The sequence below is a fragment of the Algibacter luteus genome (assembly GCF_900141715.1).
In the GTDB taxonomy this organism is placed as follows: domain Bacteria; phylum Bacteroidota; class Bacteroidia; order Flavobacteriales; family Flavobacteriaceae; genus Arenitalea; species Arenitalea lutea.
In genome coordinates this window covers 68,166-89,270 of the sequence record NZ_FQYK01000009.1, presented here as the reverse complement: position 1 = coordinate 89,270, position 21,105 = coordinate 68,166, and the positions used below count along the sequence as shown (strand labels likewise).

The following is a 21,105-nucleotide window of genomic DNA, read 5'->3' as shown; positions in this document are numbered from 1 at the left end:
TTAATCAATACACCATTTTGAGCACCTTTGCCCACACCAACCATTACAGACATTGGTGTTGCTAAACCTAAAGCACAAGGACACGCAATGATTAGTACTGCAATTGCATTCACAAACGCATACACATAAACTGGTTCTGGACCCCAAATTGCCCAAACAATAAATGTGATAATAGAAATAAGAACTACAACTGGCACAAAATAACCTGATACCTTATCTGCTAAATTTTGAATAGGTGCGCGACTTCTACTCGCATCATTAACCATATGAATGATTTGTGAGAGTAACGTATCACTTCCTACTTTTTCCGCTTTCATCAAGAATGATTGATTCCCATTAATTGTTCCGCTACTTACTTTATCATCTTTAGATTTGTTTACAGGAATAGGTTCTCCCGTAATCATAGATTCATCAATAGTTGTTTTACCTTCAGTTATTACACCATCCACAGGAATTTTATCACCTGGTTTTACTTTTAGAATATCATTTAATTCTATCTTATCTATACTGACTTCAATTTCTTCACCATCTTCCATTTTAATGGCTTTATTAGGTGCTAACTTTAATAATTCTTTTACTGCCGAATTGGTTTTGCTATGTGCACGCGCTTCTAACAACTGTCCTAAAAGCACCAAGGTTAGAATAACCGTTGCTGCCTCAAAATAGACGTGGACTGCACCTGATTCAGTTTTAAACTGTGCCGGAAACATATCTGGAAATAACATACCAAAAACGCTAAATAACCAAGCTACACCTGCACCGATTCCAATGAGTGTAAACATATTGAGATTCCACGTTTTTAAACTTCTATAAGCACGTTCAAAAAACATCCAAGTCGCATAAAATACAACTGGAATAGATAATCCAAACTGAATCCAATTCCAATATTTCTGTTCCATTATATCGTACAATGGATTGTTATTGAGCATTTCGCTCATAGCCATTAAGAATATTGGTAATGTGAATGCAGTTGCTATCCAAAACTTCTTCAATAATTTTTTATAGGTCTTTTCTTCTGCTGAAACATCTGGTTGCATTGGTACTAAATCCATACCGCAAATAGGACACGAACCTGCTTCATCTTTTACAACTTCTGGGTGCATTGGACACGTCCATTGTTCAGTTGTAGCTGTTGTTAGATTTTGTTCTTCGACCAAATCCATTCCGCAAACAGGACAATCTCCTGCTTTATCATAAGTTTTATCTCCTTCACAATGCATAGGACAATAAAATGTACCTGTGCCTTTTGATGTTTTTTCCGTTTTAGGTTTTGAATAATGATGCTGTTCACCTTGTTTATGAATACTGTATCTATCACCATCCTTTTTTAAGGCTTCTTGAAACTTTTCTATAGGAATATGCGATTCCATTTCGATAGTAGCTTCTGCCTTATCTAAATCGACTGTTGCTTTTGAAACACCTTCCACTTTTGAAAGTGTTTCTTCTACGTGAGTACGACAACCGTTGCAAGTCATTCCGTGTATGTGATATGTGTGTTTCATCTGTTGTTATTTATTTTTTCTTAATGGACAGATGTAATTCGCTTATAAAAATCTGGAATAGATTTATAATAATACACCTGCTCATTTCATTACTATTGTATTAAATAATTAATAATTGTGCTTTGCACATAGTAGCCCTTAATAGACTCTATTTGGTTCATTTGAAACTTTAACTGTAGTTCTTGAATATCTAAAACATCATTAAAATCAATCGTTCCTGTTTCGTAGCTTTTGATTAAAATTTCTTCAGCATCTTTGGCTTGTTTTAAGTTCTTGGTTTGCGTAGTATAACTTATTCTTGCAGAAATACGCTCATTAATCGCCTTACTTAAAAGTGTTTCCAAAGTGTTTAAGCGTTCCTGTTTTTGAGCTGTAATTTCCTGCTGTTGCAACTCATTTTGCTTGGTTTGAGATTTATATTTTTTATTAAAAATTGGGATTGACAATGAAACCATAGGCATCACAATATCTTTACCGTTATCCGAGAAATTCATATCTGGCCTTTCGGAAACATTGATATAGTCTAAGCCTAAACCAATCATAGGACTGCTTTCTTTTTGGTTTAGTAATTCTGATTGCTCTATGAATTGAAATAGTTTATCATACTTCAACAATTCGGGATGTAATGCTAAATTTTTAGTAGTGATTTCAAAGTCTTCTGAAGGCATCATTAAACTATCTACCACAGTAACAGCAACATCATTTTCTCTATTCAAAAGATTATTCAGATTCGCTTGTTCTGCTAAAAACTGTTGACTTAAAACATCTTTTAATTGTTGCATTTCATTTTGACGCATTTGCAATCGCAACACATCTACAGCAGATGCTTTACCAACCTCAACAGATGTAAGTGCTAATGTTTCATAGGTCTCAAGTAATTTTATGTTTTCTGTTAGCACCTTTTGTTTCGCTATGTTAGCGTATAAATTATAATAGGATTGTGATACAGAAGCCATCAATTTTCGCTTTGCAATAACAATGTCCTCATATTTTGCATCGGCTAACGAACTGACATAATTTTCTCGTGAAGTAATTGTGCCAAACCACGGTAACATTTGTTTTGCTGATACTTTAAAGCGTTGCGCTCCTGTTCTCGTTTCTGGTTCGCTTACAAAATAACCTACACCAAATTCAGTATTAGGAATGATATTGACTTCGTTTACCTTTTCGGAAATTCTTTTGTATTGCAACTTAAATTTTTGAATTTCTGGATTGTTATTTAATGCTACATCAATGAGCGTTTCTAACTCTTGACTTTGTGCAGAAAAAACAAAGCATAAAGAACAAAGAACAAAGACTGTTTTTATATTGATTTTTATGTATTTCATTTTGTTGCTCTTTTAAGTTGAACTTCGGATTTCCAGCTATATAATACTGGCACTACAAATAGGGTTATTAAGGCTATAAGCATTCCACCAAAACTTGGTATTGCCATTGGAATCATAATATCGCTTCCTCTCCCTGTAGATGTGAGTATTGGTAATAATGCTAATATGGTAGTTGCTGTTGTCATTAAACAGGGTCTAATTCGTTTTTCTCCTGCTTCAACAACTGACGCTCTAATTTCCTTTTTATTCTCTGGTGTATTTCTATCAAAAGTTTGCGTTAAATAAGTCGCCATTACTACGCCATCATCTGTTGCAATACCGAAGAGAGCAATAAAACCAACCCAAACCGCTACACTTAAATTAATGGGATGCATCTGAAATAAGTCTCGCATATTTTCCCCAAAGAAATTGAAGTTTAAAAACCAATCTTGACCATAGAGCCATATCATTATGAATCCACCAGCAAATGCTACTGCAATACCTGTAAAAACCATTAATGATGTACCAACGGAACGGAATTGGAAATACAGTATTAAAAAGATGATTGCCAATGCTAATGGCACAACAACAGATAAGGTTTTTTCTGCTCGTAATTGATTTTCGTAAGTTCCTGTGAATGCATAGTTGATTCCTTTTGGAACTATCAATTCACCAGAGTCTATCTTTTCTTGAATCAATGCTTGTGCATTTTCAACAACGCTTACTTCTGCAAAACCATCTAATTTATCAAACAAGACATAACCTACTAAAAAGGTGTCTTCACTTTTAATGACTTGTGGTCCTTGTTCGTAACGAATGGTTGCTAATTCACTTAATGGAACAGGACTGCCTTTTTCAACTGGCACATAAATCTGTTGTAAGTCTGTTGGGTTTGCTCTTAATTCTCTTGGGTATCGCACACGAACACCATATCGCTCTCGACCTTCAACCGTTTGAGTTAATACCATACCTCCAACTGCTACTTTTAATACGTCTTGAACGTCTTGTATAGAAATTCCATAACGTGCAATTTTCTCTCTATCAATATCAATTAACAAATAGGGTTTACCAACGATACGGTCTGCAAAAACAGCTTCCTTTTTAACACCTTGTGCTTCCTTGATAATGTTTTCTAATTGGACGCCAAATGCTTCAATTTGTTTTAAGTCTTGTCCTTTTACCTTTATTCCTATAGGGGCACGCATTCCTGTTTGAAGCATTACCAATCGGGTTTCAATAGGTTGTAGCTTTGGTGCTGAAGTAACACCTGGTAATTTGGTAACTCTTACAATTTCATTCCAAATATCGTCTGGTGATTCAATTTCTGGTCGCCAATTACGATAGTATTCGCCATCCTTGTCTTCAATTAATTGAGACCTTTGGACATTTAATAAAGTTGATTTGATTATCGCTTTGTTCTCGACTGCGCTCGAACTGACAGCTATATTTTCGTTATGAATTAATCGACCATCTTTTAATTCAAACAAACCATCCTCATTGACTTTGTAGCGTTGTCTTTCACCATCTACATTCAGCATATATTCTGGTTTGTACTGAATGACATTTTCATACATTGATAGTGGTGCTGGGTCTAACGCTGATTCTGTTCTACCTGCTTTACCAACAACGGTTTCAATTTCTGGAATACTGGCTACTGCCATATCTAATTGCTGTAAAACTCGTTTATTTTCTTCTACGCCAGAATGTGGCATTGATGTTGGCATAAGTAGAAATGAGCCTTCGTTTAAGGATGGCATAAACTCTTTGCCTGTGTTCTTCATAATGAGAAATCCTGCAATAACTATTGCTGTTGGTATCGATAGAAAAAGGAGCTTGTTGCTTAAACACCATTTTAAAATGCGTGTATAATACCTTATGAATAATGAAAAAATGACTAATAAGCCAAAACAAATAATACTTACAAAAATTAGATTCCAAAAGATACTTTTATCTATACCTAAAGGTCTCCAATATTCTGCTAAAAGAAATACAATTGCTTCTACCGAAATGATAATATTGACAAGGTTTGCTTGCTTTTCATTTAATTTTTCTTGAAGTCTTAATATGCTTGTAATTCCAAAACCTATTAATATTATTCCTAACCAGTAGCTATAGATAACACCTATTAATCCTGCTAAAATTAAAGCTGCATTTATAATATAACTGAAATTCTTTTTGATACTTTTTCTTCTAAACAAAAACGCTGCAAATGGCGGAATTAAAAATAACGCGACAATAATGGATGCTGTTAAGGCAAAAGTTTTTGTAAAGGCTAATGGTCTGAATAATTTCCCTTCAGCTCCAATCATTGTAAATACAGGAATGAAACTAATAATCGTTGTCATAACCGCTGTAACAATAGCACCAGAAACTTCTGTGGTAGCATTATAAACTACTGTGTTAATAGGTAGTTTTCCATCATCTTCGTCCAAATGCCTAATAATGTTTTCAGAAAGTATGACGCCTACATCGACCATAGTACCAATAGCAATTGCAATACCTGAAAGTGCTACAATATTGGCATCTACACCAAAAAGTTTCATGGCTATAAAAACCATTAACACAGCAACGGGTAACAAGCCTGATATTAAAATAGAAGCTCGAAGATTAAATACCATTATGATGATAACCAAAATGGTTATAAGAATCTCTAATGTTAAGGCTTCATTAAGTGTTCCCAATGTTTCCTGTATCAGTTCAGTTCGGTCATAAAATGGAACTATAGTAACTTGCGAAGTTCTGCCGTCACTCAAAACTTTTGAAGGTAATCCTGCGCTTAAATCGTTTATTTTTTCTTTTACATTGTTTATGACTTCCATTGGATTGGCTCCATATCTTGCCACTACAACAGCTCCAACAACTTCGGCACCTTCTTTATCCAATAATCCTCTACGTGTTGCAGGACCTAACGAAACTTTACCTATGTCTTTAATTCGTATGGATGTGTAATCTTCAGAAGAAACGACTGCATTTTCTATGTCCGAAATAGATTTTACATAACCCAAACCACGTACTAAATATTCTGCTTGGTTTATTTCTAATGTTTGTGCTCCAATATCTTTATTACTCTCTTTTACAGCCTTTACAACATGATGTAATCCAATATTATATTGACGCATTAATTCTGGATTAACATCTACTTGATATTCCTGAACATAACCACCTATTGATGCAACTTCTGACACACCACTTGCAGACGATAAAGCATATTTAACATAATAGTCTTGTATGCTTCGTAACTCATGTAAATCCCAACCACCTGTAACGTTTCCGTTTTCGTCACGACCTTCAAGTGTATACCAAAAAATTTGTCCTATACCAGTTGCATCTGGACCCAATGCCGGATTCACACCTTCTGGTAATAATCCGCTTGGTAAGGAGTTGAGCTTTTCTAGAATGCGACTTCTGCTCCAATAAAACTCTATATCTTCTTCAAAAATGATATAGATACTTGAAAACCCAAACATAGAAGAACTACGAATTGTTTTCACTCCAGGAGTTCCCATTAGGGAAGTGGTTAGAGGGTAGGTAATTTGGTCTTCTATGTCCTGTGGAGAACGACCATCCCATTTAGTAAAAACTATTTGTTGGTTTTCACCAATATCTGGAATAGCATCAACAGCTACAGGATCACTTGGCAAGAAACCAGTATCCCAATTAAAAGGAGCGTTAACAGTTCCCCAACCAATAAAAAGGACGAGCAATAGAACTGCAACTAATTTATTTTCTATTAAGAATTTTATGCTTTTATTTAGCATGGTTTTGAATATTAAACAGTTAGACATAAGTATTAAGAAAACACCGAATACAGTAAAGTATCCTTATAACATTACAGTTATAGGATAGCACAGTCTATTGTTTAAAAATCAAATTAAATAAGTCTCGTCAATCTTGAAGATTTGCCTGATGACGAGTGGTGGTTTGTATTCTTCAAAGGAACATACATTGTTGTCTAAACCTTCAAAAAGGTTAGTATATGCGAAAACAAATGAAGCTGTAAATACTTGCTGCTCAAAAGAAATGGTGTCAACTTGTAGTTGTAATTCATCCTGACCATCAATTACTAATTGTTTGTCGTTACAGCAATTCTTTTTGGTAATAGCACATCCTTCAGTTGAAGGATTTTTCATTTCCATTCCGCATCTTTTTGCTTTTTGGAAAATAGCAGTTTCAACTAAAGTACCGCCACAATAATGCATATTAACTGTAAAGGATAGTGTAGAAAATAATACTACAAAAGCCATTGAAAACGACATTATGTTATGGAATACTTGCTTCATATCTATATACAAAGTTAAAAATTTTATTTGTCTTATTTACAATATTGTGTTAATTTAAGGATATCAGACAATAATATTGATGCTTGATTTTGTGCAGAAATAGTTAAAATATAGGAGACGTAATAATAAAAATTCTCATTCAATTATATTTATATTTTTAATTATTATGTAAAATAGAACCTCGATGTTAACCTTGGCCTCATAAAATTACATTAACATTCAGTACACAAGTCAATGGGGAGTGGGTATTAGAGAGCCAAGTGATTGAATAAGATTAACTAGATAATTAAACTTTAAAAGTTTCATCTTAACTTCCTGTAAATATGGACGCTCAATAATATAAACCAGCTTATGAAAGATAAAAATGTTACTTTTTGAATTAATGGAAGGATATCAATTAATAATTCTGTTTCATAAATATAGTAATTGGTTAAAAATAAGAGTAAGCAAATAATACCTATTAGTAATAGTTTGTAATAATTGGCTTTATAAAGTTCAATAAAAGAAATGAGCAATGCGATTACCCCAAAAACGCCTGCAATACGTATTATGAAATCGTGAATTCCAGAAGCTAAAAATAAAGTAATGAGCATGGACAACATTCCTGCAATACTCATAATAGTTTGGGACCTATTTTTTCTATCAAATAATTTTGATAATTGATACCAAAATAATATCAGACTAAAACAAAGTATGCCTAATGCTATACGTGCATAAGTCCGTGCTGAATTAAAAACACCATTTATGGCTCGATTATCCAGTAAATCACATAAATAATTGTTTTTTAAACTAAAACCTGATTGGTTTGGTGAAGCATAAGACCCTTCAGGATAAAATAAAGCAGCAATAATATAAAAAAGCACAAACAGGGCAATTCCTAGTATTGGTAACAATGTAATTACTTTATCGAATCTTTTTTCACGAGTAGTCATTACTAGTCTTGTTAATTAATTAGTTAGATCTAAAGTATAAATGTATATAACAATAGCCTGAACACCAATGACTTTTATCACAGTATAAAATAACCACCTATTGCTATCTTTCATTGAAGAGGTCTGTAAAGTTTATACTGATTAAAATCATTGTATTTAAACATAGTAATAAGTAACTTCATGTGTTTAATATTAAATTGCTCTCTTTATTATGTACAGAATTGTAACCATTTTAGTCATTATATGTTTTGCTGATAATGTAAACGGTCAAGATAATTATGCAACACAAAGGGAGCGTATGGTTCATACACAATTGTTAGGTAGAGACATTTATGATATCAAAACACTTGATGCTATGCGCGAAGTAAAAAGGCATGAATTTGTACCAACATCCATAAAATACATGGCGTATACAGATGGCCCTTTAAACATTGGCCATAACCAAACCATATCACAACCATACATTGTAGCTTACATGACCCAGGAACTAAAACTTAAACCTAACGATCGTGTTCTTGAAATAGGCACAGGTTCTGGCTACCAAGCAGCAGTACTTGCCAAAATAGTAGATTCGGTTTATACCATAGAAATTGTAGAACCCTTGGGTATAAGTGCCGACAAACGATTAAAACGTTTAGGCTATAAAAACGTTTACACAAGAATAGGAGATGGTTATCATGGTTGGCCAGACAAAGCACCATTTGATGCTATTATTGTGACTGCTGGAGTAAAGGAAATTCCGCCAGTCTTGCTGGATCAGTTGGCAGAAGGTGGACGCATGATTATTCCAGTTGGTAAAACACTATTTCATCGAAACCTCATGCTGGTTACTAAAAAAAACGGAAAAATAAAGGCAAAAAAACGAATTCCTGTTGCTTTCGTGCCGTTTACTAGAAAAAATGAATGAGTAAAAAATGAAACGTCAATTAGATTTAATGTGTTCTAAAATGTCACGAGCATCTTGCGTTGAAAAAAATAAAAGGTACAATTATTCAATTATGAAAATTTTGATAGCATCTTAAAGGTTAGCTTTTATTTTGGCGTTGGCAAGCGTTAGATATCCCGATGTAAAATCGGGACGAGCGCTTGGTAGCGGCTATTTTACATAATGGCTAATTATAGATACATAATGTTTTAAATAACGCTGCGAAGCAAACCGCTTATTAGTTTAATGACCCAAGTTCTAATTAATCTTATGAAAACAAATGCTTCTGGGATATTTTACATACTTTTTAAATAAGAACATCCAGTGGATGTTTTTATTTGAAAACAATATAATTTATATATCATGTTTAAGACAAGTATTGTTTTAATATTGAATCATCCACCGGATAATCCAATATCAAAAATGTACTATAATTTATATTATGTAAAATAGAAAATATCGAATATCCTCTTACTTCCAAATTGTATTAAAAGAATTGATACTTAATCAATTCGTTTAATAGTATGTAAAATAGAAATTATAGTAACAGTTATAGCTCCCCTCATTACGACATAAATTAATTCTTAATCAATTTATCTAATAATAAGTAAAGTAGAATTTCTAACGATGTGCTTTACTCCACTCAGAATGATATACATAGATACTTTATAATTTAATTTAACAGAATGTTAAAAATTCTTAATTCCTTCACATACTAAAATTCTTATGTTATATTTGCCTTCCCTTTATCTGTTATGACATATGAAACAAAAATCTAAGCCAAAAGCTGCAAAAACACGTTGGCAGCTATTACACCAATATTATTCCTATACCGGATTTTACAATTTTGTATGGCAAGCTGTTAAAAAAGCTTTACCATATATTATTGCTATTGTTATTGCTGTATATACGCTTAATCATTTTTGGGACATCAATAATGCCTTAATTCGCTTAACCGAAATATTGCCTTCTTACGGTGTGTTAAGTTTCTTTTTTGTTTCAGAAACACTTTTGGGATTAATTCCACCAGAAATTTTCATTGCCTGGGCAGGAAAAATGTACAGTCCGTGGTTTTATTTAAGTCTGTTAGCCCTATTATCATTTGGCGGTGGTTTAGTATCGTATTGGATGGGACGCAGCATTACCAAAATGCCTGCAGTACACAATTACCTAGAAACCAAAATGGAAAAGCAACTTAAAAACTCTAAAAAATGGGGCGGATTTTTAATTGTGGTTGGTGCTTTATTGCCACTTCCCTTTTCAATTTCTTGTATTGCCGCTGGTATTATAGAGTTTCCGTTTAAAAATGTGATGGTATACGGATCACTGCGTTTAGTGCGTTTTGCCATCTACGGACTCATTATTTTCAACGTCTTATAAAAAAAACTTAAAACGTACCGTTATTATGGCTGTGTGAACTACTTTTGCACAAAAATTAACGCATATGTTTTCTTCATTAAATATATTTAGACTTGTAGCCCTTTTAGAGGGTGTTTCATATATCCTATTATTGTTTATAGCAACACCTATCAAATACATATTGCACGAACCCCAATACGTGAAACTATTAGGCATGCCTCATGGTTTATTATTCGTGGCTTATGTAGCATTAGCTCTCTTGTTTAAAAAAGAATTTTCTTGGTCTAATAACACCTTATTAATCGTGTTATTAGCCTCTATCATACCTTTCGGAACGTTTTATATCGATAGAAAATACCTTAAACCAAGTCATTAATAATGGATCAATTTAAACATTTAGTCTACGATTTTTTAGTTAATAAAGGGTTGTCCAGTCAAGTGGCAGAATACCTGAATATGCTTATTTTACTGATAGGTTTACTGATTATTATTGTGATTGTAGACCTTATTATCAGGAAAATACTAATTGGTGCTTTTGCTCAATTTGCATCACAGACTAAAACAAATTTCGACGACCTATTAATAGCTAATAAAGTCCCGAGAAATATAGCGCATATTATACCGTTGCTAATCGCTATCGAGTTTGTGCCAGATGTATTTATCGATTTTTACAATTTTGAAAACATCATTGAAAAAGGACTTATCGTGTTCGCTATTGTGCTCACGCTTTGGGTGGTTAGAAGTTTACTAAACACGCTTCGAGATCATTTAAAAACCTTACCGCGTTTTAAAGACAAGCCTATATCCAGCTACATACAAGTCTTTATGATTTTTGCTTGGGTTGGAGGATTTATGTCGGCTATAGCCATAATTACAGGCATTCCGTTTTGGTCGTTTGTTACAGGGCTTGGTGCCATTTCTGCGGTTATTATTTTAGTATTTAAAGATACTATTATGGGCTTTGTGGCGAGCATTCAAGTGTCTATTAACGATATGGTGCGTATTGGCGATTGGATAACTTTCGAGAAATATGGTGCCGATGGTGATGTTACCGAAATTACATTAGCAACCGTTAAAGTTCAGAATTTCGATAAAACCATTACTACCATTCCTACTTACGCCTTAATTTCAGATTCTTTTAAGAACTGGCGCGGTATGACGAATTCTAATGGTCGACGTATTAAACGCGCGCTATATATTAAACAAGATGGCGTAAAATACTTGAGCGAATCTGAAGTTAATAAACTCAAAGACATTCAGCTCATCACAGCCTATTTAGAAACCAGACAGCAAGATATTAAAGAGTATAACACATCTAATAACATCAATAAAGAATTGCTTTTAAATGGTAGAAACCTCACTAATCTTGGTGTTTTCAGAAAATATATTGATAGCTACTTGCAAAAACATTCAGCCATCAATAAAGATATGATGATTATGGCGCGCCAACTAGCACCAACAACGCAAGGTATTCCTTTAGAGATTTACGCCTTCAGTAGTGATAAACGTTGGGAAAATTACGAGTATATCATGTCTGATATCTTCGATCATTTAATTGCAGCCCTTCCCTATTTTGATTTAGAGATTTTCGAATTACCGAGTAGTTCTAGTTTCGTGGCAAATTCAAAAAAGTAACTATTATTAATTCTGAATCATATTTAGAAATCCATAAATAAAAAAGCCTGATGTATTTACATCAGGCTTTTTAAATGTCTATAATTCAGATTAGATATTAGCAGCAAGCCAATCTCCAACCTCTTTAGTGCCGTAAGCTGTACCTCCGTCAGCTAAATCTTCAGTAACAATACCTTTATTTAAAGCCTCGTTTACAACGGTTCTTATCGCTTTACCTTCATCCAGCAAACCAAAGTTCTCAAACATCATAGCTGCCGATAAAACCGTTGCCATTGGGTTTGCAATATTTAATCCTGTAGCCTGTGGGTACGACCCGTGAATAGGCTCAAACAACCCAATATCAGACCCTAAAGATGCCGAAGGCATTAATCCCATCGATCCTGAAATTACAGAAGCTTCATCCGTTAAAATATCACCAAATAAGTTTTCAGTAATCAATACATCATAGCTGTTTGGCCATTGTACCAAACGCATCGCTACAGCATCAACAAACTCGTAACTTACTTCAACCTCAGGATAATCCTTTTCCATAGCCTGTACCGTTTCTCTCCATAATCTAGAGGTTTCCAATACATTCGCTTTATCTACACAACATAATTTTTTACCACGTGTCATGGCTAATTCAAAACCTTTTTTAGCTAAACGCTGCACTTCTGCTCTGGTATACACACAGTTATCATAAGCCGTTTCACCGTCGTCTCTTCTACCCTTTTCACCAAAATAAATACCACCGGTTAACTCACGTAAAAACACCAAATCGGTACCTTCAATACGCTCCTTTTTCAATGGCGATTTATCTAATAACGATGGGAATGTAAACGTCGGTCTCACATTAGCAAATAAACCTAAAGCCTTACGCATTTTTAATAAACCTTGCTCTGGGCGCACTTTTGCAGACGGGTCGTTATCAAAACGTGGGTGCCCAATTGCACCGAACAATACCGCATCGCTATTTTTACAAATCTCATGCGTTTCATCTGGGTAAGGCTCACCAACAGCATCAATGGCCGCAGCACCAGTTAAAGCTGGCTTCCACGTAATTTCATGTCCAAATTTCGCAGCCACAGCATCACTCACTTTCACTGCCTGATCAATAACTTCTGGTCCAATACCATCTCCCGCTAAAAGCGCTATGTTTAATTTCATTCTTTATGTATTTTAATGTATTTAATATTCAGTTTTAAATCGTTTTGGGCGCCTGCCTGCCGATAGGCAAGTTACCACAAGGGTCGGGCTTTTATTCATGCTTTTCTATTTTAAATAAATGAATTCATGAACATAAATGTTTCACTGCAATCCCTAACGCGGGTTTATTAACTCACAATAATATTCAGCATCTTCTCAGTGGCTTTTATTGCCGAAACCGTTTGGTCGCTATCTAAACCTCTTGTTTTAAATTCTTTTTCATCATTTTTCCAAGTAATAATCGTTTCGCATAACGCATCCGAGTTACTTCCTGGAGGTATTCTTACTGCATAATCAATCAAGTTAGGCAGAATCACTTTTTTCTTTTTAAATATATTTTTAAGGGCGTTCATAAAGGCATCGAACTGTCCGTCGCCCTGCGCCTGCTCTTCAAAAGTTTCATCTTCAATAGTAATAGAAACCGTTGTAGAAGGCTTTAATCCTTTCGAGTGTGTTAATACATAAGCATTAACCGTTACCTTCTCTTCGTAAGTTCTATCTAATACATCCGAAATAATGTATGGCAAATCCTCTTTAGTAACCACCTGCTTCTTATCACCTAGTTCAATAATACGCTGGGTTACCTTCTTTAGGTCTTCATCATTCAACTGCAATCCTAATTGCTGTAAATTCTTCTGTATATTGGCTTTTCCAGAGGCTTTCCCTAAGGCATATTGGCGTGTTCTACCAAAACGCTCTGGCATCAAATCACTAAAATACAGGTTCTTTTTATTGTCGCCATCGGCATGAATGCCGGCCGTTTGTGTAAAAACATTGGCGCCAATTATTGGTTTATTCGCAGGAATCATCACGCCTGAAAAATTCTCAACCAATTTACTTACTGTGTATAATACTTTTTCATTCACACCAATTTCAACATCTGGCATAAAATCGTTAATTACGGCAATCGTACTAGACATAGGTGCATTTCCTGCACGTTCACCCATGCCGTTTACCGTTAAGTGTAAACCATCAGCTCCAGCTCTTAATCCTTCCATAGCATTCGATACGCCTAAATCGTAATCGTTATGCGCATGAAAATCAATATGTAAATCTGGATACTTATCTTTTATTTCTTTTATAAAATCGTAAGACTCTCGGGGTGTTAAAACCCCTAAAGTATCGGGAAGCATAATACGAGCCACATTCTGGGTTTTTAAAAAGTCTAAAAACTCGTAAACATAAGCTTTAGAATTTCGCATTCCGTTACTCCAATCTTCCAAATACACATTGGTTATAATGCCTTTTTCAGTTGCTAATTTTATAGCCTCTGATACATCACTAAAATGCTGACTAGAAGTCTTTTTGAGTTGATGAGTTAAATGATTTAATGAACCCTTTGTGAGTAGGTTTTGAACCTTAGCACCAGCCTCAATCATCCAATCTATAGAAATACCTTTATCAACAAAAGTGAGTACTTCTACCTGGTTTAAATAACCATGCTCAGCAGCCCAATCGGTGATGTCTTTTACCGCTTGAAATTCACCTTCGGAAACTCTAGCCGAAGCAATTTCAATACGATCTACTTTTAATTCTTCAAGTAAAAGTTTAGCAATAGTTAATTTCTCTGAAGCAGAAAACGATACGGTCGATGTTTGTTCACCGTCACGCAACGTGGTATCCATTATTTCTATTCTTCTTTTACTCATATTATAATTCGCAAAAAGCATTTCATTTAATTATGAAATGCTTCTTTACATTTTAAATCTATATGTTAAAATTGACTTTAAACACCAATGATTATTTAAAACGGTCTTGTTTTACCAAAAGCAAGCACTTCATCTTTCATGTTTTGTAAATAATCAATATCATCAAAACCATTAAGCATATTGTCTTTTTTATAATCGTTAATTTCAAACGATTCAGACTCTCCTGTTGCTACCAAAGTTACTTTCTGGTTAGGTAAATCTACTTTAATTTCTGTTTTCGGATCTGCTTCAATAGCATCAAATATTTTTTGAGCAAAATCAGCCGAAACTTGCACTGGCAACACACCAACATTCAAACAGTTGTTTCTAAAAATATCTGCAAAAAATGATGAAATAACGCAACGTAAACCAAAATCGTAAACAGACCAGGCGGCGTGCTCTCTAGAAGACCCAGAACCAAAGTTCTTCCCTCCTACTAAAATTTTAGATCCTGCGTACTTCGCATCATTTAAAGGAAAATCTGCAATTGGATTGCCTTCAGAATCATATCTCCAATCACGGAAAAAGTTATCTCCAAATCCTTCACGCTTTGTTGCTTTTAAGAAGCGTGCAGGTATAATTTGATCGGTATCTACATTCTCTATTGGTAATGGATATGCGGTGCTTGTTAATACTTCAAATTTATCGTAAGCCATAATATATTTTACTTTTGGCCAATAGCCTAACACTATTGGCAATTTTTTAATTTATTGAATTATACGCTTGCAGCTTGTAAAAGTTCTCTAGGATCGCTAACAACGCCAGTTACAGCAGTAGCAGCTGCCACTAATGGCGATGCTAATAATGTTCTTGACCCTGGTCCTTGACGACCTTCAAAATTACGATTAGACGTAGATACTGCTAATTTTCCAGCAGGTACTTTATCATCGTTCATAGCTAAACAAGCCGAACATCCTGGTTCTCTTAATACAAAACCAGCTGCTTCAATTATTTTATCTAATCCTTCTGCTTTTATTTGATCTACAACTTTATGAGATCCTGGTACCAACCAAGCGGTAATATTATCTGCTTTTTGTCTGCCTTCAATTATAGAACAGAACGCTCTAAAATCTTCAATACGCCCATTAGTACAAGATCCTAAAAACACATAATCAACTTGTTTTCCAATCATGTCATCACCTTCATTAAACTTCATGTAGCCTAATGATTTTTTATAAGTAGCAACACCACCTTGAACCTCTTCAGCTAAAGGAATTGATTTGGTTACGCCCATACCCATTCCTGGATTTGTTCCGTAAGTAATCATTGGTTCTATATCGGCAGCATCGTAGTTAAACTCTACATCAAACTCAGCGTCATCATCAGTTTTCAACGTTTTCCAATAAGCCATGGCTGTATCCCAATCGGCACCTTTTGGCGTATGCTTTCTTCCTTTTATATATTCAAATGTTTTTTCATCTGGAGCAATCATACCTCCACGAGCACCCATCTCAATTGATAAGTTACAAACCGTCATACGGCCTTCCATAGTCATGTTTTCAAAAACATCACCAGCATATTCTACAAAATATCCTGTAGCCCCAGAAGTGGTTTGCTTAGATATAATATAAAGCGCCACATCTTTTGGTGTTACGCCGAAACCTAATTTACCATTCACGTTAATACGCATTTTCTTAGGTTTAGGCTGCATAATACATTGTGTAGACAATACCATTTCAACCTCGGAAGTACCAATACCAAAAGCAATAGCACCAAAGGCACCGTGCGTAGATGTGTGCGAATCGCCACAAACAATAGTAGCTCCTGGTAATGTGATTCCGTTTTCTGGACCCACAATATGAACGATACCATTATTTCTATGACCTAATCCCCAATGCGAAATTCCATATTCTGCAGCGTTATTAGCTAAAGCTTCCAACTGATTAGCCGATAAAGGATCTGCCACTGGTAAATGCTGATTCCAAGTTGGTGTATTATGATCTGCAGTTGCAAATGTGCGCTCTGGATACATTACACCAATTCCTCGTTCTTTTAATCCAACAAATGCCACCGGACTTGTTACTTCATGTATAAAATGACGATCTATAAAAAATACATCTGGTCCGCCTTTAATCTTACGCACCACATGCGAATCCCATACTTTGTCAAACAATGTCTTACTCATAAATAATTTAATTTTTAAAAGGGTTACAAAGTTAATTTTTATTACAGTTAATCGGAACTTTAAAGCACATTGTTATTTTATTTTTATAAAAAATACAATGGATGCTTTATAATTTGCATTTTATGCAACAAAATCAAAAATTTGATTGTAATTTTTAAAGACATTTTATTATAACGGGCTATAATCTATCTTTTACATATTCTACTTCTGTTTTTCCATGCGGTAAAACCTTACCATCTGGACCAATATTTACCATGACAATATTTGAAATTGTAATTATGGTTTCTCGGGTTCGCATGTTTCTAACTTCGCAAGATAATGTTAAAGAAGCTTTACCAAATTTTATGGCTTTAATGCCAATTTCGATAACATCACCTTGTTTAGCAGACGATTTAAAATCTATTTCGCTGATGTACTTTGTTACTACTTTCTGGTTTTCTAATTGAACAATACTATAAAGGGCAGCTTCTTCGTCTATCCACTCTAATAATCGGCCGCCAAATAATGTGCCGTTAGCATTTAAATCTTCTGGTTTTATCCATTTTCTGGTATGAAATCTCATTGGTAAAGTATAATATTTAAAATTTAAGGTTTTTAATCATTTTTAAATTAATTCATCTGAAATTTGATGAAATAAAAGGCGAAATTAAATTCTAGATAAAGATAGAAAAATCGTAACTGTTAATAACCTCGTTAACAATTATAAAGTCAATAAATAAAAAGGGCTACTTAATTCAATATTTTTATTCAAAATCTACTCCTATGAACACACGACAGTTCGATTTAAAGAACATTCGCCCAGAAATTTCCAGTGCTACAATTAACGATAACATGAGTGCCGACGAGCGGTTTCAGAATTTGGTACTGCGTCCAATCATTAAATTTCAAAATGATTTATTACTTGAAGTTTTTAGAAACTACATCAGGAAACACAAATCTGTATTTTATGATTTATCTTTAGAAAAACGCCTTTTGTATATTGAAAATGCCATCCAAAAAGATATGAAACTTCGTAACTCAATGAAGGGCATGATTATAGGTTGTTTTACTGTGGAAGAGTATCTTATCTATATTGAAAATTCTTCAGCATTAAATAAGCGTATGATGAATATTACTAAAGAAAGAATACTTAGCCATATTCAACTTCTTGAAAAACCAGAATTGATGCAAGCTGTTTAAATTTAATCAACTAAAGAAACCCCATTGAGGTCTGTGGTTAAGACGTCGCTCATGTAATTAAAATATGGGCGAACCGCTTTAAATGCAGCATCAACTTCGTTGATAAACTGATCACTTTGCACCTCTTTATCTGTAAATTTCTTAGTAAATATATATTGTTTCTTTTTGATTAAATCAATAGCCTTATGATCTTTACTGAATCCTTTTGGCGCTGTTTTTACTTCATCACCAACAAAGGAATCTCCCCAAACCTTATTAAATTTTTTATCTGCAAGTATATCTCGAATCTCTGAATCGTCCATTTCGAATTCTTTACGAATTCGTAACAAATCCGCAGGAGCAGGTTCCCAAAAGCCGGTAGCAATAAAACTTTCATTATTGGGTTGAATATGCAAATAATAACCGCCTCTTAATCTTGGTTTTGTTCTGTGAAACGAACCTCCAAAATGTGTTTTATAAGGCAATTTATTTTTAGAAAATCGTACATCCCGATAAATTCGAAACAGCTTTACTTTATCAATATCGTCGTGTTTATTAAGGTTTTCAAAAACCAAATTGTAAAATGCTTTTACCTCTTTTTCAATAGCTTTAAACTCTGTCTTGTGCTCGTTAAACCAATCGCGATTGTTATTTTTTTCTAATTTTGAAAGAAACGTAAAAACAGCATTTGGCACAATAACACTCATAATATTGGATTATTTATTAAAACTCTAAAATACAAAAAGTCCCGAATGAATCGGGACTTTTAAATTTTTCTTAATCAACTTTTATTTTAAAACTTCTTTGTTTTCTTCAAATGTTATGGTTTTTAAACTTCCTGAAGCTTCATCATAGTATTGCACTACAAAATCTCCATTTTTATTAAAGAAACCAATACCGTTATAATTGTCGCCTTTAACTATATAACTTCCGGCATTAAGCGATTTCCAAGCATTTCCAACGCCAACAAACTTATTGTTGTTATTATCGAAAGCCATATCAAAACCATTGTCATTTGGTGTGAACTTATAGTTTTGTTCGCCACTTATAAAATAGGTTTCTTTAGATAGTAGATCATAATCGTTATCGGCATCATTATCAATCATTACCATTTTCTCTACTTTTTTAGTAGCATCTACACGATCTTGATTCACTTTATTTTTATCTTTTTCATCTAATTCGACATTAGAAGTTTCGCGGGTAATTACTTTTACCTTATCCTCTTTTACGCTATCAGCGTTTTTATACTTTACAGTTTTAACTTTTGTTTCTTGTTTTATTTCTGTTGCTTTTTCTTGTGCCATTGTTGTGGTACATATAAAAACAGCAAGCAGATAGATTATATTTTTCATTTTTTTATTTAAATTTTTAAGATTAATTATTCGTTTTAAGGCTAGATCTAAATAGGATTATTTGTCCTTTTTAGCTTCTTCTTTTATTTCTTCAATTTCGTCTTCAACATCTTCTAATGCATCTTCAACATCATCTGATATCTCTTCAGAGCTTTCTTTTATCTCTGTTTTCACATCTTCAATTGCCGCTTCAATTTTATCTTCAGGCGTTTTCTTTTCGTCCCTGCAGCTTGTAAAAGCAATTGTAAATGCAAACAACATGGTTAATACTAATACTAATTTTTTCATCGTTTTAAATTTTTAAGGTTAATAAAATAGATTTCAACTGTTTCTTAAAACTCGTCTTCAATTTCATCGGCAGCATCTTCTACACCATCTCCTACTTCTTCAACTGCTTCTTCAATTTTATCTCCTGTACTTTTTTCCTCTCTACAACCTGTAAAAGCTACAGATAGTGAAAATAAAAAGACTAATGCTAATATGATTTTTTTCATGATTTTAGTTTTTAAGTTAATGTGGTTTCTTGTTATTTCTTTAATAATCCTTTTAATAATGAGAGCACAAATAATACAAGGAATATGAAAAATAATATTTTAGCTATTCCTGCAGATGCTCCTGCTATTCCGCCAAAGCCTAATACTCCAGCTATTAATGCGATTATTACAAATGTGATTGTCCAACGTAACATAGTTTTAAATTTTTAAGGTTTGAATTAATAATTTATCAAGGATGATAAATCTACTCTAGTTGTTAGAGAATTGCTTGTCTATAGATGTTTTGTCTAACTTCAATTTATTGTCGAATTGAAGTGTTCTGATAGGGAAAGGAATATTAATTCCAGCCTTATCATAAGCTTTTTTAATTTCAATAATGGCTTTGTTCTTAGCTCTTAATTTCTCAAGCATACTTTCTGCATCTATCCAGAAGCGGCATAAGTAATTGATAGAGCTATCGCCAAATTCGGTGAAATAAAACTCAACATCATCCATCGATTCAACTTGATCGAATGTGTTTGCAATGGTTTCTTTTGTTAATTTTTCTACTTCTTCTAAGTCAGATTCATATCCAACACCACAAGTAAGAGCGATTCTCATTTTTGTAGTCAAAGAGTAGTTTTTTAAAGGATTTTCCAATATTAATTTATTGGGTATCACTACCATGTTATTATCGGCTTCCTTTAAGGTGAAATCTTTCAAATTGATATCTATAACTTCACCTGAGTATCCATTAGTTTCAATCCAGTTTCCTATTTGAATTTTCTTTCTAAAGGATAATACAACACCGGCAAACGTATTAGATAATGTTCCTTGTAATGCTAAACCTATGGCTAAACCTGCTACACCAGCACCGGCTAATAAAGAGGTTAACATTTTACTTAGGTTTAGAATCCCGAGGGCCAAAAATAATCCAGCTACAACGACTACAACTGCAGATATTCTAGCTATCATGTTACTAATTGACTTTTGGCTAACGCGCTTTTCAACTAATTTAGATACAATTTTGTTGATGTATTTAGCAATAAAATATGAGGCTATCATAACTAATATTGCTAAAATAAGATTTGGGATGTTTTGAATTATTGCAGATACCCAACCTTCTAACTTATCTATAAGTTGGTTAAATGCTGTTCCTAATGTATTTTTCATTTTTTTATGGC

General features: G+C 33.8%; 21 protein-coding genes. 5 read left to right on the top strand and 16 right to left on the bottom strand.

The genetic code is table 11. The features are described from left to right. The 5 genes from BUA46_RS13960 to BUA46_RS13940 form a co-directional block, all read right to left on the bottom strand. Positions 1-1,502, bottom strand: a 1,502-nt coding sequence (locus BUA46_RS13960) for an HAD-IC family P-type ATPase (RefSeq protein ID WP_143148148.1), incomplete at its 3' end; no start/stop codon positions are given. 92 nt (positions 1,503-1,594) lie between these two features. Continuing rightward, the gene (locus tag BUA46_RS13955) at positions 1,595-2,830 is read right to left on the bottom strand and encodes a TolC family protein (protein WP_019388593.1); all 1,236 of its coding nucleotides are present in this window, start codon (positions 2,828-2,830) and stop codon (positions 1,595-1,597) included. Next, entirely contained in the window at positions 2,827-6,567 is a 3,741-nt protein-coding gene (locus tag BUA46_RS13950; protein ID WP_026010141.1) for an efflux RND transporter permease subunit, read from the bottom strand. The genes BUA46_RS13955 and BUA46_RS13950 overlap by 4 nt, the downstream gene beginning before the upstream one ends. Positions 6,568-6,675: 108 nt before the next feature. After that, on the bottom strand, positions 6,676-7,089 hold the full coding sequence (locus BUA46_RS13945; RefSeq protein WP_019388595.1) for an HYC_CC_PP family protein: 414 nt from the start codon (positions 7,087-7,089) through the stop codon (positions 6,676-6,678). 302 nt (positions 7,090-7,391) lie between these two features. Beyond that, positions 7,392-8,021 carry a hypothetical protein gene (locus BUA46_RS13940; protein WP_019388596.1) on the bottom strand — a complete coding sequence of 210 codons (630 nt, stop codon included), beginning with the start codon at positions 8,019-8,021 and terminating at the stop codon, positions 7,392-7,394. A gap of 211 nt (positions 8,022-8,232) precedes the next feature. Here BUA46_RS13940 and BUA46_RS13935 point away from each other — a divergent pair, with 211 nt between their 5' ends. The 4 genes from BUA46_RS13935 (at position 8,233) to BUA46_RS13920 (ending at position 11,940) form a co-directional block, all read left to right on the top strand. Beyond that, positions 8,233-8,928, top strand: a complete 696-nt coding sequence (locus BUA46_RS13935; RefSeq protein WP_019388597.1) for a protein-L-isoaspartate(D-aspartate) O-methyltransferase — start codon at positions 8,233-8,235, stop codon at positions 8,926-8,928. Between the two features lie 780 nt (positions 8,929-9,708). Continuing rightward, positions 9,709-10,326 carry a YqaA family protein gene (locus BUA46_RS13930; protein ID WP_019388598.1) on the top strand — a complete coding sequence of 206 codons (618 nt, stop codon included), beginning with the start codon at positions 9,709-9,711 and terminating at the stop codon, positions 10,324-10,326. Between the two features lie 64 nt (positions 10,327-10,390). Then, the gene (locus BUA46_RS13925; protein ID WP_019388599.1) at positions 10,391-10,681 is read left to right on the top strand and encodes a DUF3817 domain-containing protein; all 291 of its coding nucleotides are present in this window, start codon (positions 10,391-10,393) and stop codon (positions 10,679-10,681) included. Positions 10,682-10,683: 2 nt separating this feature from the next. After that, positions 10,684-11,940 (top strand): mechanosensitive ion channel family protein, encoded by a 1,257-nt coding sequence (locus BUA46_RS13920; RefSeq protein ID WP_019388600.1) that lies wholly within the window; start codon positions 10,684-10,686, stop codon positions 11,938-11,940. Positions 11,941-12,030: 90 nt separating this feature from the next. On the opposite strand, the gene leuB is transcribed toward BUA46_RS13920, so the two are convergent. The 5 genes from leuB to BUA46_RS13895 form a co-directional block, all read right to left on the bottom strand. Next, positions 12,031-13,086 (bottom strand): 3-isopropylmalate dehydrogenase, encoded by a 1,056-nt coding sequence (gene leuB, locus BUA46_RS13915; protein WP_019388601.1) that lies wholly within the window; start codon positions 13,084-13,086, stop codon positions 12,031-12,033. Positions 13,087-13,253: 167 nt separating this feature from the next. Next, on the bottom strand, positions 13,254-14,774 hold the full coding sequence (locus BUA46_RS13910) for an alpha-isopropylmalate synthase regulatory domain-containing protein (RefSeq protein WP_026010142.1): 1,521 nt from the start codon (positions 14,772-14,774) through the stop codon (positions 13,254-13,256). A 95-nt stretch (positions 14,775-14,869) separates the two neighbouring features. Further along, complete coding sequence (gene leuD / locus BUA46_RS13905; RefSeq protein WP_026010143.1) at positions 14,870-15,469, bottom strand: 3-isopropylmalate dehydratase small subunit; 600 nt, start codon at positions 15,467-15,469, stop codon at positions 14,870-14,872. Between the two features lie 59 nt (positions 15,470-15,528). Continuing rightward, positions 15,529-16,938, bottom strand: coding sequence for a 3-isopropylmalate dehydratase large subunit (gene leuC / locus BUA46_RS13900; protein WP_019388604.1), 1,410 nt, complete (start codon positions 16,936-16,938; stop codon positions 15,529-15,531). Between the two features lie 178 nt (positions 16,939-17,116). Then, positions 17,117-17,500: an acyl-CoA thioesterase gene (locus BUA46_RS13895; protein ID WP_019388605.1), complete on the bottom strand. Its 384-nt coding sequence runs from the start codon at positions 17,498-17,500 to the stop codon at positions 17,117-17,119. A 200-nt stretch (positions 17,501-17,700) separates the two neighbouring features. Here BUA46_RS13895 and BUA46_RS13890 point away from each other — a divergent pair, with 200 nt between their 5' ends. Beyond that, positions 17,701-18,117 (top strand): hypothetical protein, encoded by a 417-nt coding sequence (locus BUA46_RS13890; RefSeq protein ID WP_019388606.1) that lies wholly within the window; start codon positions 17,701-17,703, stop codon positions 18,115-18,117. A gap of 2 nt (positions 18,118-18,119) precedes the next feature. Here the strand turns inward: BUA46_RS13890 and BUA46_RS13885 are convergent, their stop codons facing one another. The 6 genes from BUA46_RS13885 to BUA46_RS13865 all read right to left on the bottom strand — a co-directional run bounded on the left by BUA46_RS13885 (position 18,120) and on the right by BUA46_RS13865 (position 21,094). Continuing rightward, positions 18,120-18,803: a DUF2461 domain-containing protein gene (locus tag BUA46_RS13885; RefSeq protein ID WP_019388607.1), complete on the bottom strand. Its 684-nt coding sequence runs from the start codon at positions 18,801-18,803 to the stop codon at positions 18,120-18,122. A gap of 81 nt (positions 18,804-18,884) precedes the next feature. Beyond that, entirely contained in the window at positions 18,885-19,448 is a 564-nt protein-coding gene (locus tag BUA46_RS13880) for a hypothetical protein (RefSeq protein ID WP_143148147.1), read from the bottom strand. Between the two features lie 57 nt (positions 19,449-19,505). Then, complete coding sequence (locus BUA46_RS13875; RefSeq protein WP_019388609.1) at positions 19,506-19,736, bottom strand: hypothetical protein; 231 nt, start codon at positions 19,734-19,736, stop codon at positions 19,506-19,508. A 44-nt stretch (positions 19,737-19,780) separates the two neighbouring features. After that, positions 19,781-19,942: a hypothetical protein gene (locus tag BUA46_RS15150; protein WP_019388610.1), complete on the bottom strand. Its 162-nt coding sequence runs from the start codon at positions 19,940-19,942 to the stop codon at positions 19,781-19,783. Positions 19,943-19,974: 32 nt separating this feature from the next. Further along, positions 19,975-20,136 (bottom strand): DUF1328 domain-containing protein, encoded by a 162-nt coding sequence (locus BUA46_RS13870; protein WP_019388611.1) that lies wholly within the window; start codon positions 20,134-20,136, stop codon positions 19,975-19,977. 55 nt (positions 20,137-20,191) lie between these two features. Continuing rightward, positions 20,192-21,094, bottom strand: a complete 903-nt coding sequence (locus BUA46_RS13865) for a mechanosensitive ion channel family protein (RefSeq protein ID WP_019388612.1) — start codon at positions 21,092-21,094, stop codon at positions 20,192-20,194. Between the last annotated feature and the right edge of the window lie 11 nt (positions 21,095-21,105).

What these genes read in the sequence shown, in the direction of transcription:
- BUA46_RS13945 (WP_019388595.1), bottom strand. Translation starts at nt 7,089, where the DNA reads ATGAAGCAAGTATTCCATAACATAATGTCGTTTTCAATGGCTTTTGTA.
- BUA46_RS13890 (WP_019388606.1), top strand. Translation starts at nt 17,701, where the DNA reads ATGAACACACGACAGTTCGATTTAAAGAACATTCGCCCAGAAATTTCC.
- BUA46_RS13880 (WP_143148147.1), bottom strand. Translation starts at nt 19,448, where the DNA reads ATGAAAAATATAATCTATCTGCTTGCTGTTTTTATATGTACCACAACA.
- BUA46_RS13940 (WP_019388596.1), bottom strand. Translation starts at nt 8,021, where the DNA reads ATGACTACTCGTGAAAAAAGATTCGATAAAGTAATTACATTGTTACCA.
- BUA46_RS13950 (WP_026010141.1), bottom strand. Translation starts at nt 6,567, where the DNA reads ATGCTAAATAAAAGCATAAAATTCTTAATAGAAAATAAATTAGTTGCA.
- leuC (WP_019388604.1), bottom strand. Translation starts at nt 16,938, where the DNA reads ATGAGTAAGACATTGTTTGACAAAGTATGGGATTCGCATGTGGTGCGT.
- BUA46_RS13955 (WP_019388593.1), bottom strand. Translation starts at nt 2,830, where the DNA reads ATGAAATACATAAAAATCAATATAAAAACAGTCTTTGTTCTTTGTTCT.
- leuD (WP_026010143.1), bottom strand. Translation starts at nt 15,469, where the DNA reads ATGGCTTACGATAAATTTGAAGTATTAACAAGCACCGCATATCCATTA.
- BUA46_RS13910 (WP_026010142.1), bottom strand. Translation starts at nt 14,774, where the DNA reads ATGAGTAAAAGAAGAATAGAAATAATGGATACCACGTTGCGTGACGGT.
- BUA46_RS13935 (WP_019388597.1), top strand. Translation starts at nt 8,233, where the DNA reads ATGTACAGAATTGTAACCATTTTAGTCATTATATGTTTTGCTGATAAT.
- BUA46_RS13920 (WP_019388600.1), top strand. Translation starts at nt 10,684, where the DNA reads ATGGATCAATTTAAACATTTAGTCTACGATTTTTTAGTTAATAAAGGG.
- BUA46_RS13925 (WP_019388599.1), top strand. Translation starts at nt 10,391, where the DNA reads ATGTTTTCTTCATTAAATATATTTAGACTTGTAGCCCTTTTAGAGGGT.
- BUA46_RS13885 (WP_019388607.1), bottom strand. Translation starts at nt 18,803, where the DNA reads ATGAGTGTTATTGTGCCAAATGCTGTTTTTACGTTTCTTTCAAAATTA.
- BUA46_RS13895 (WP_019388605.1), bottom strand. Translation starts at nt 17,500, where the DNA reads ATGAGATTTCATACCAGAAAATGGATAAAACCAGAAGATTTAAATGCT.
- BUA46_RS13865 (WP_019388612.1), bottom strand. Translation starts at nt 21,094, where the DNA reads ATGAAAAATACATTAGGAACAGCATTTAACCAACTTATAGATAAGTTA.
- leuB (WP_019388601.1), bottom strand. Translation starts at nt 13,086, where the DNA reads ATGAAATTAAACATAGCGCTTTTAGCGGGAGATGGTATTGGACCAGAA.
- BUA46_RS15150 (WP_019388610.1), bottom strand. Translation starts at nt 19,942, where the DNA reads ATGAAAAAAATCATATTAGCATTAGTCTTTTTATTTTCACTATCTGTA.
- BUA46_RS13875 (WP_019388609.1), bottom strand. Translation starts at nt 19,736, where the DNA reads ATGAAAAAATTAGTATTAGTATTAACCATGTTGTTTGCATTTACAATT.
- BUA46_RS13930 (WP_019388598.1), top strand. Translation starts at nt 9,709, where the DNA reads ATGAAACAAAAATCTAAGCCAAAAGCTGCAAAAACACGTTGGCAGCTA.
- BUA46_RS13870 (WP_019388611.1), bottom strand. Translation starts at nt 20,136, where the DNA reads ATGTTACGTTGGACAATCACATTTGTAATAATCGCATTAATAGCTGGA.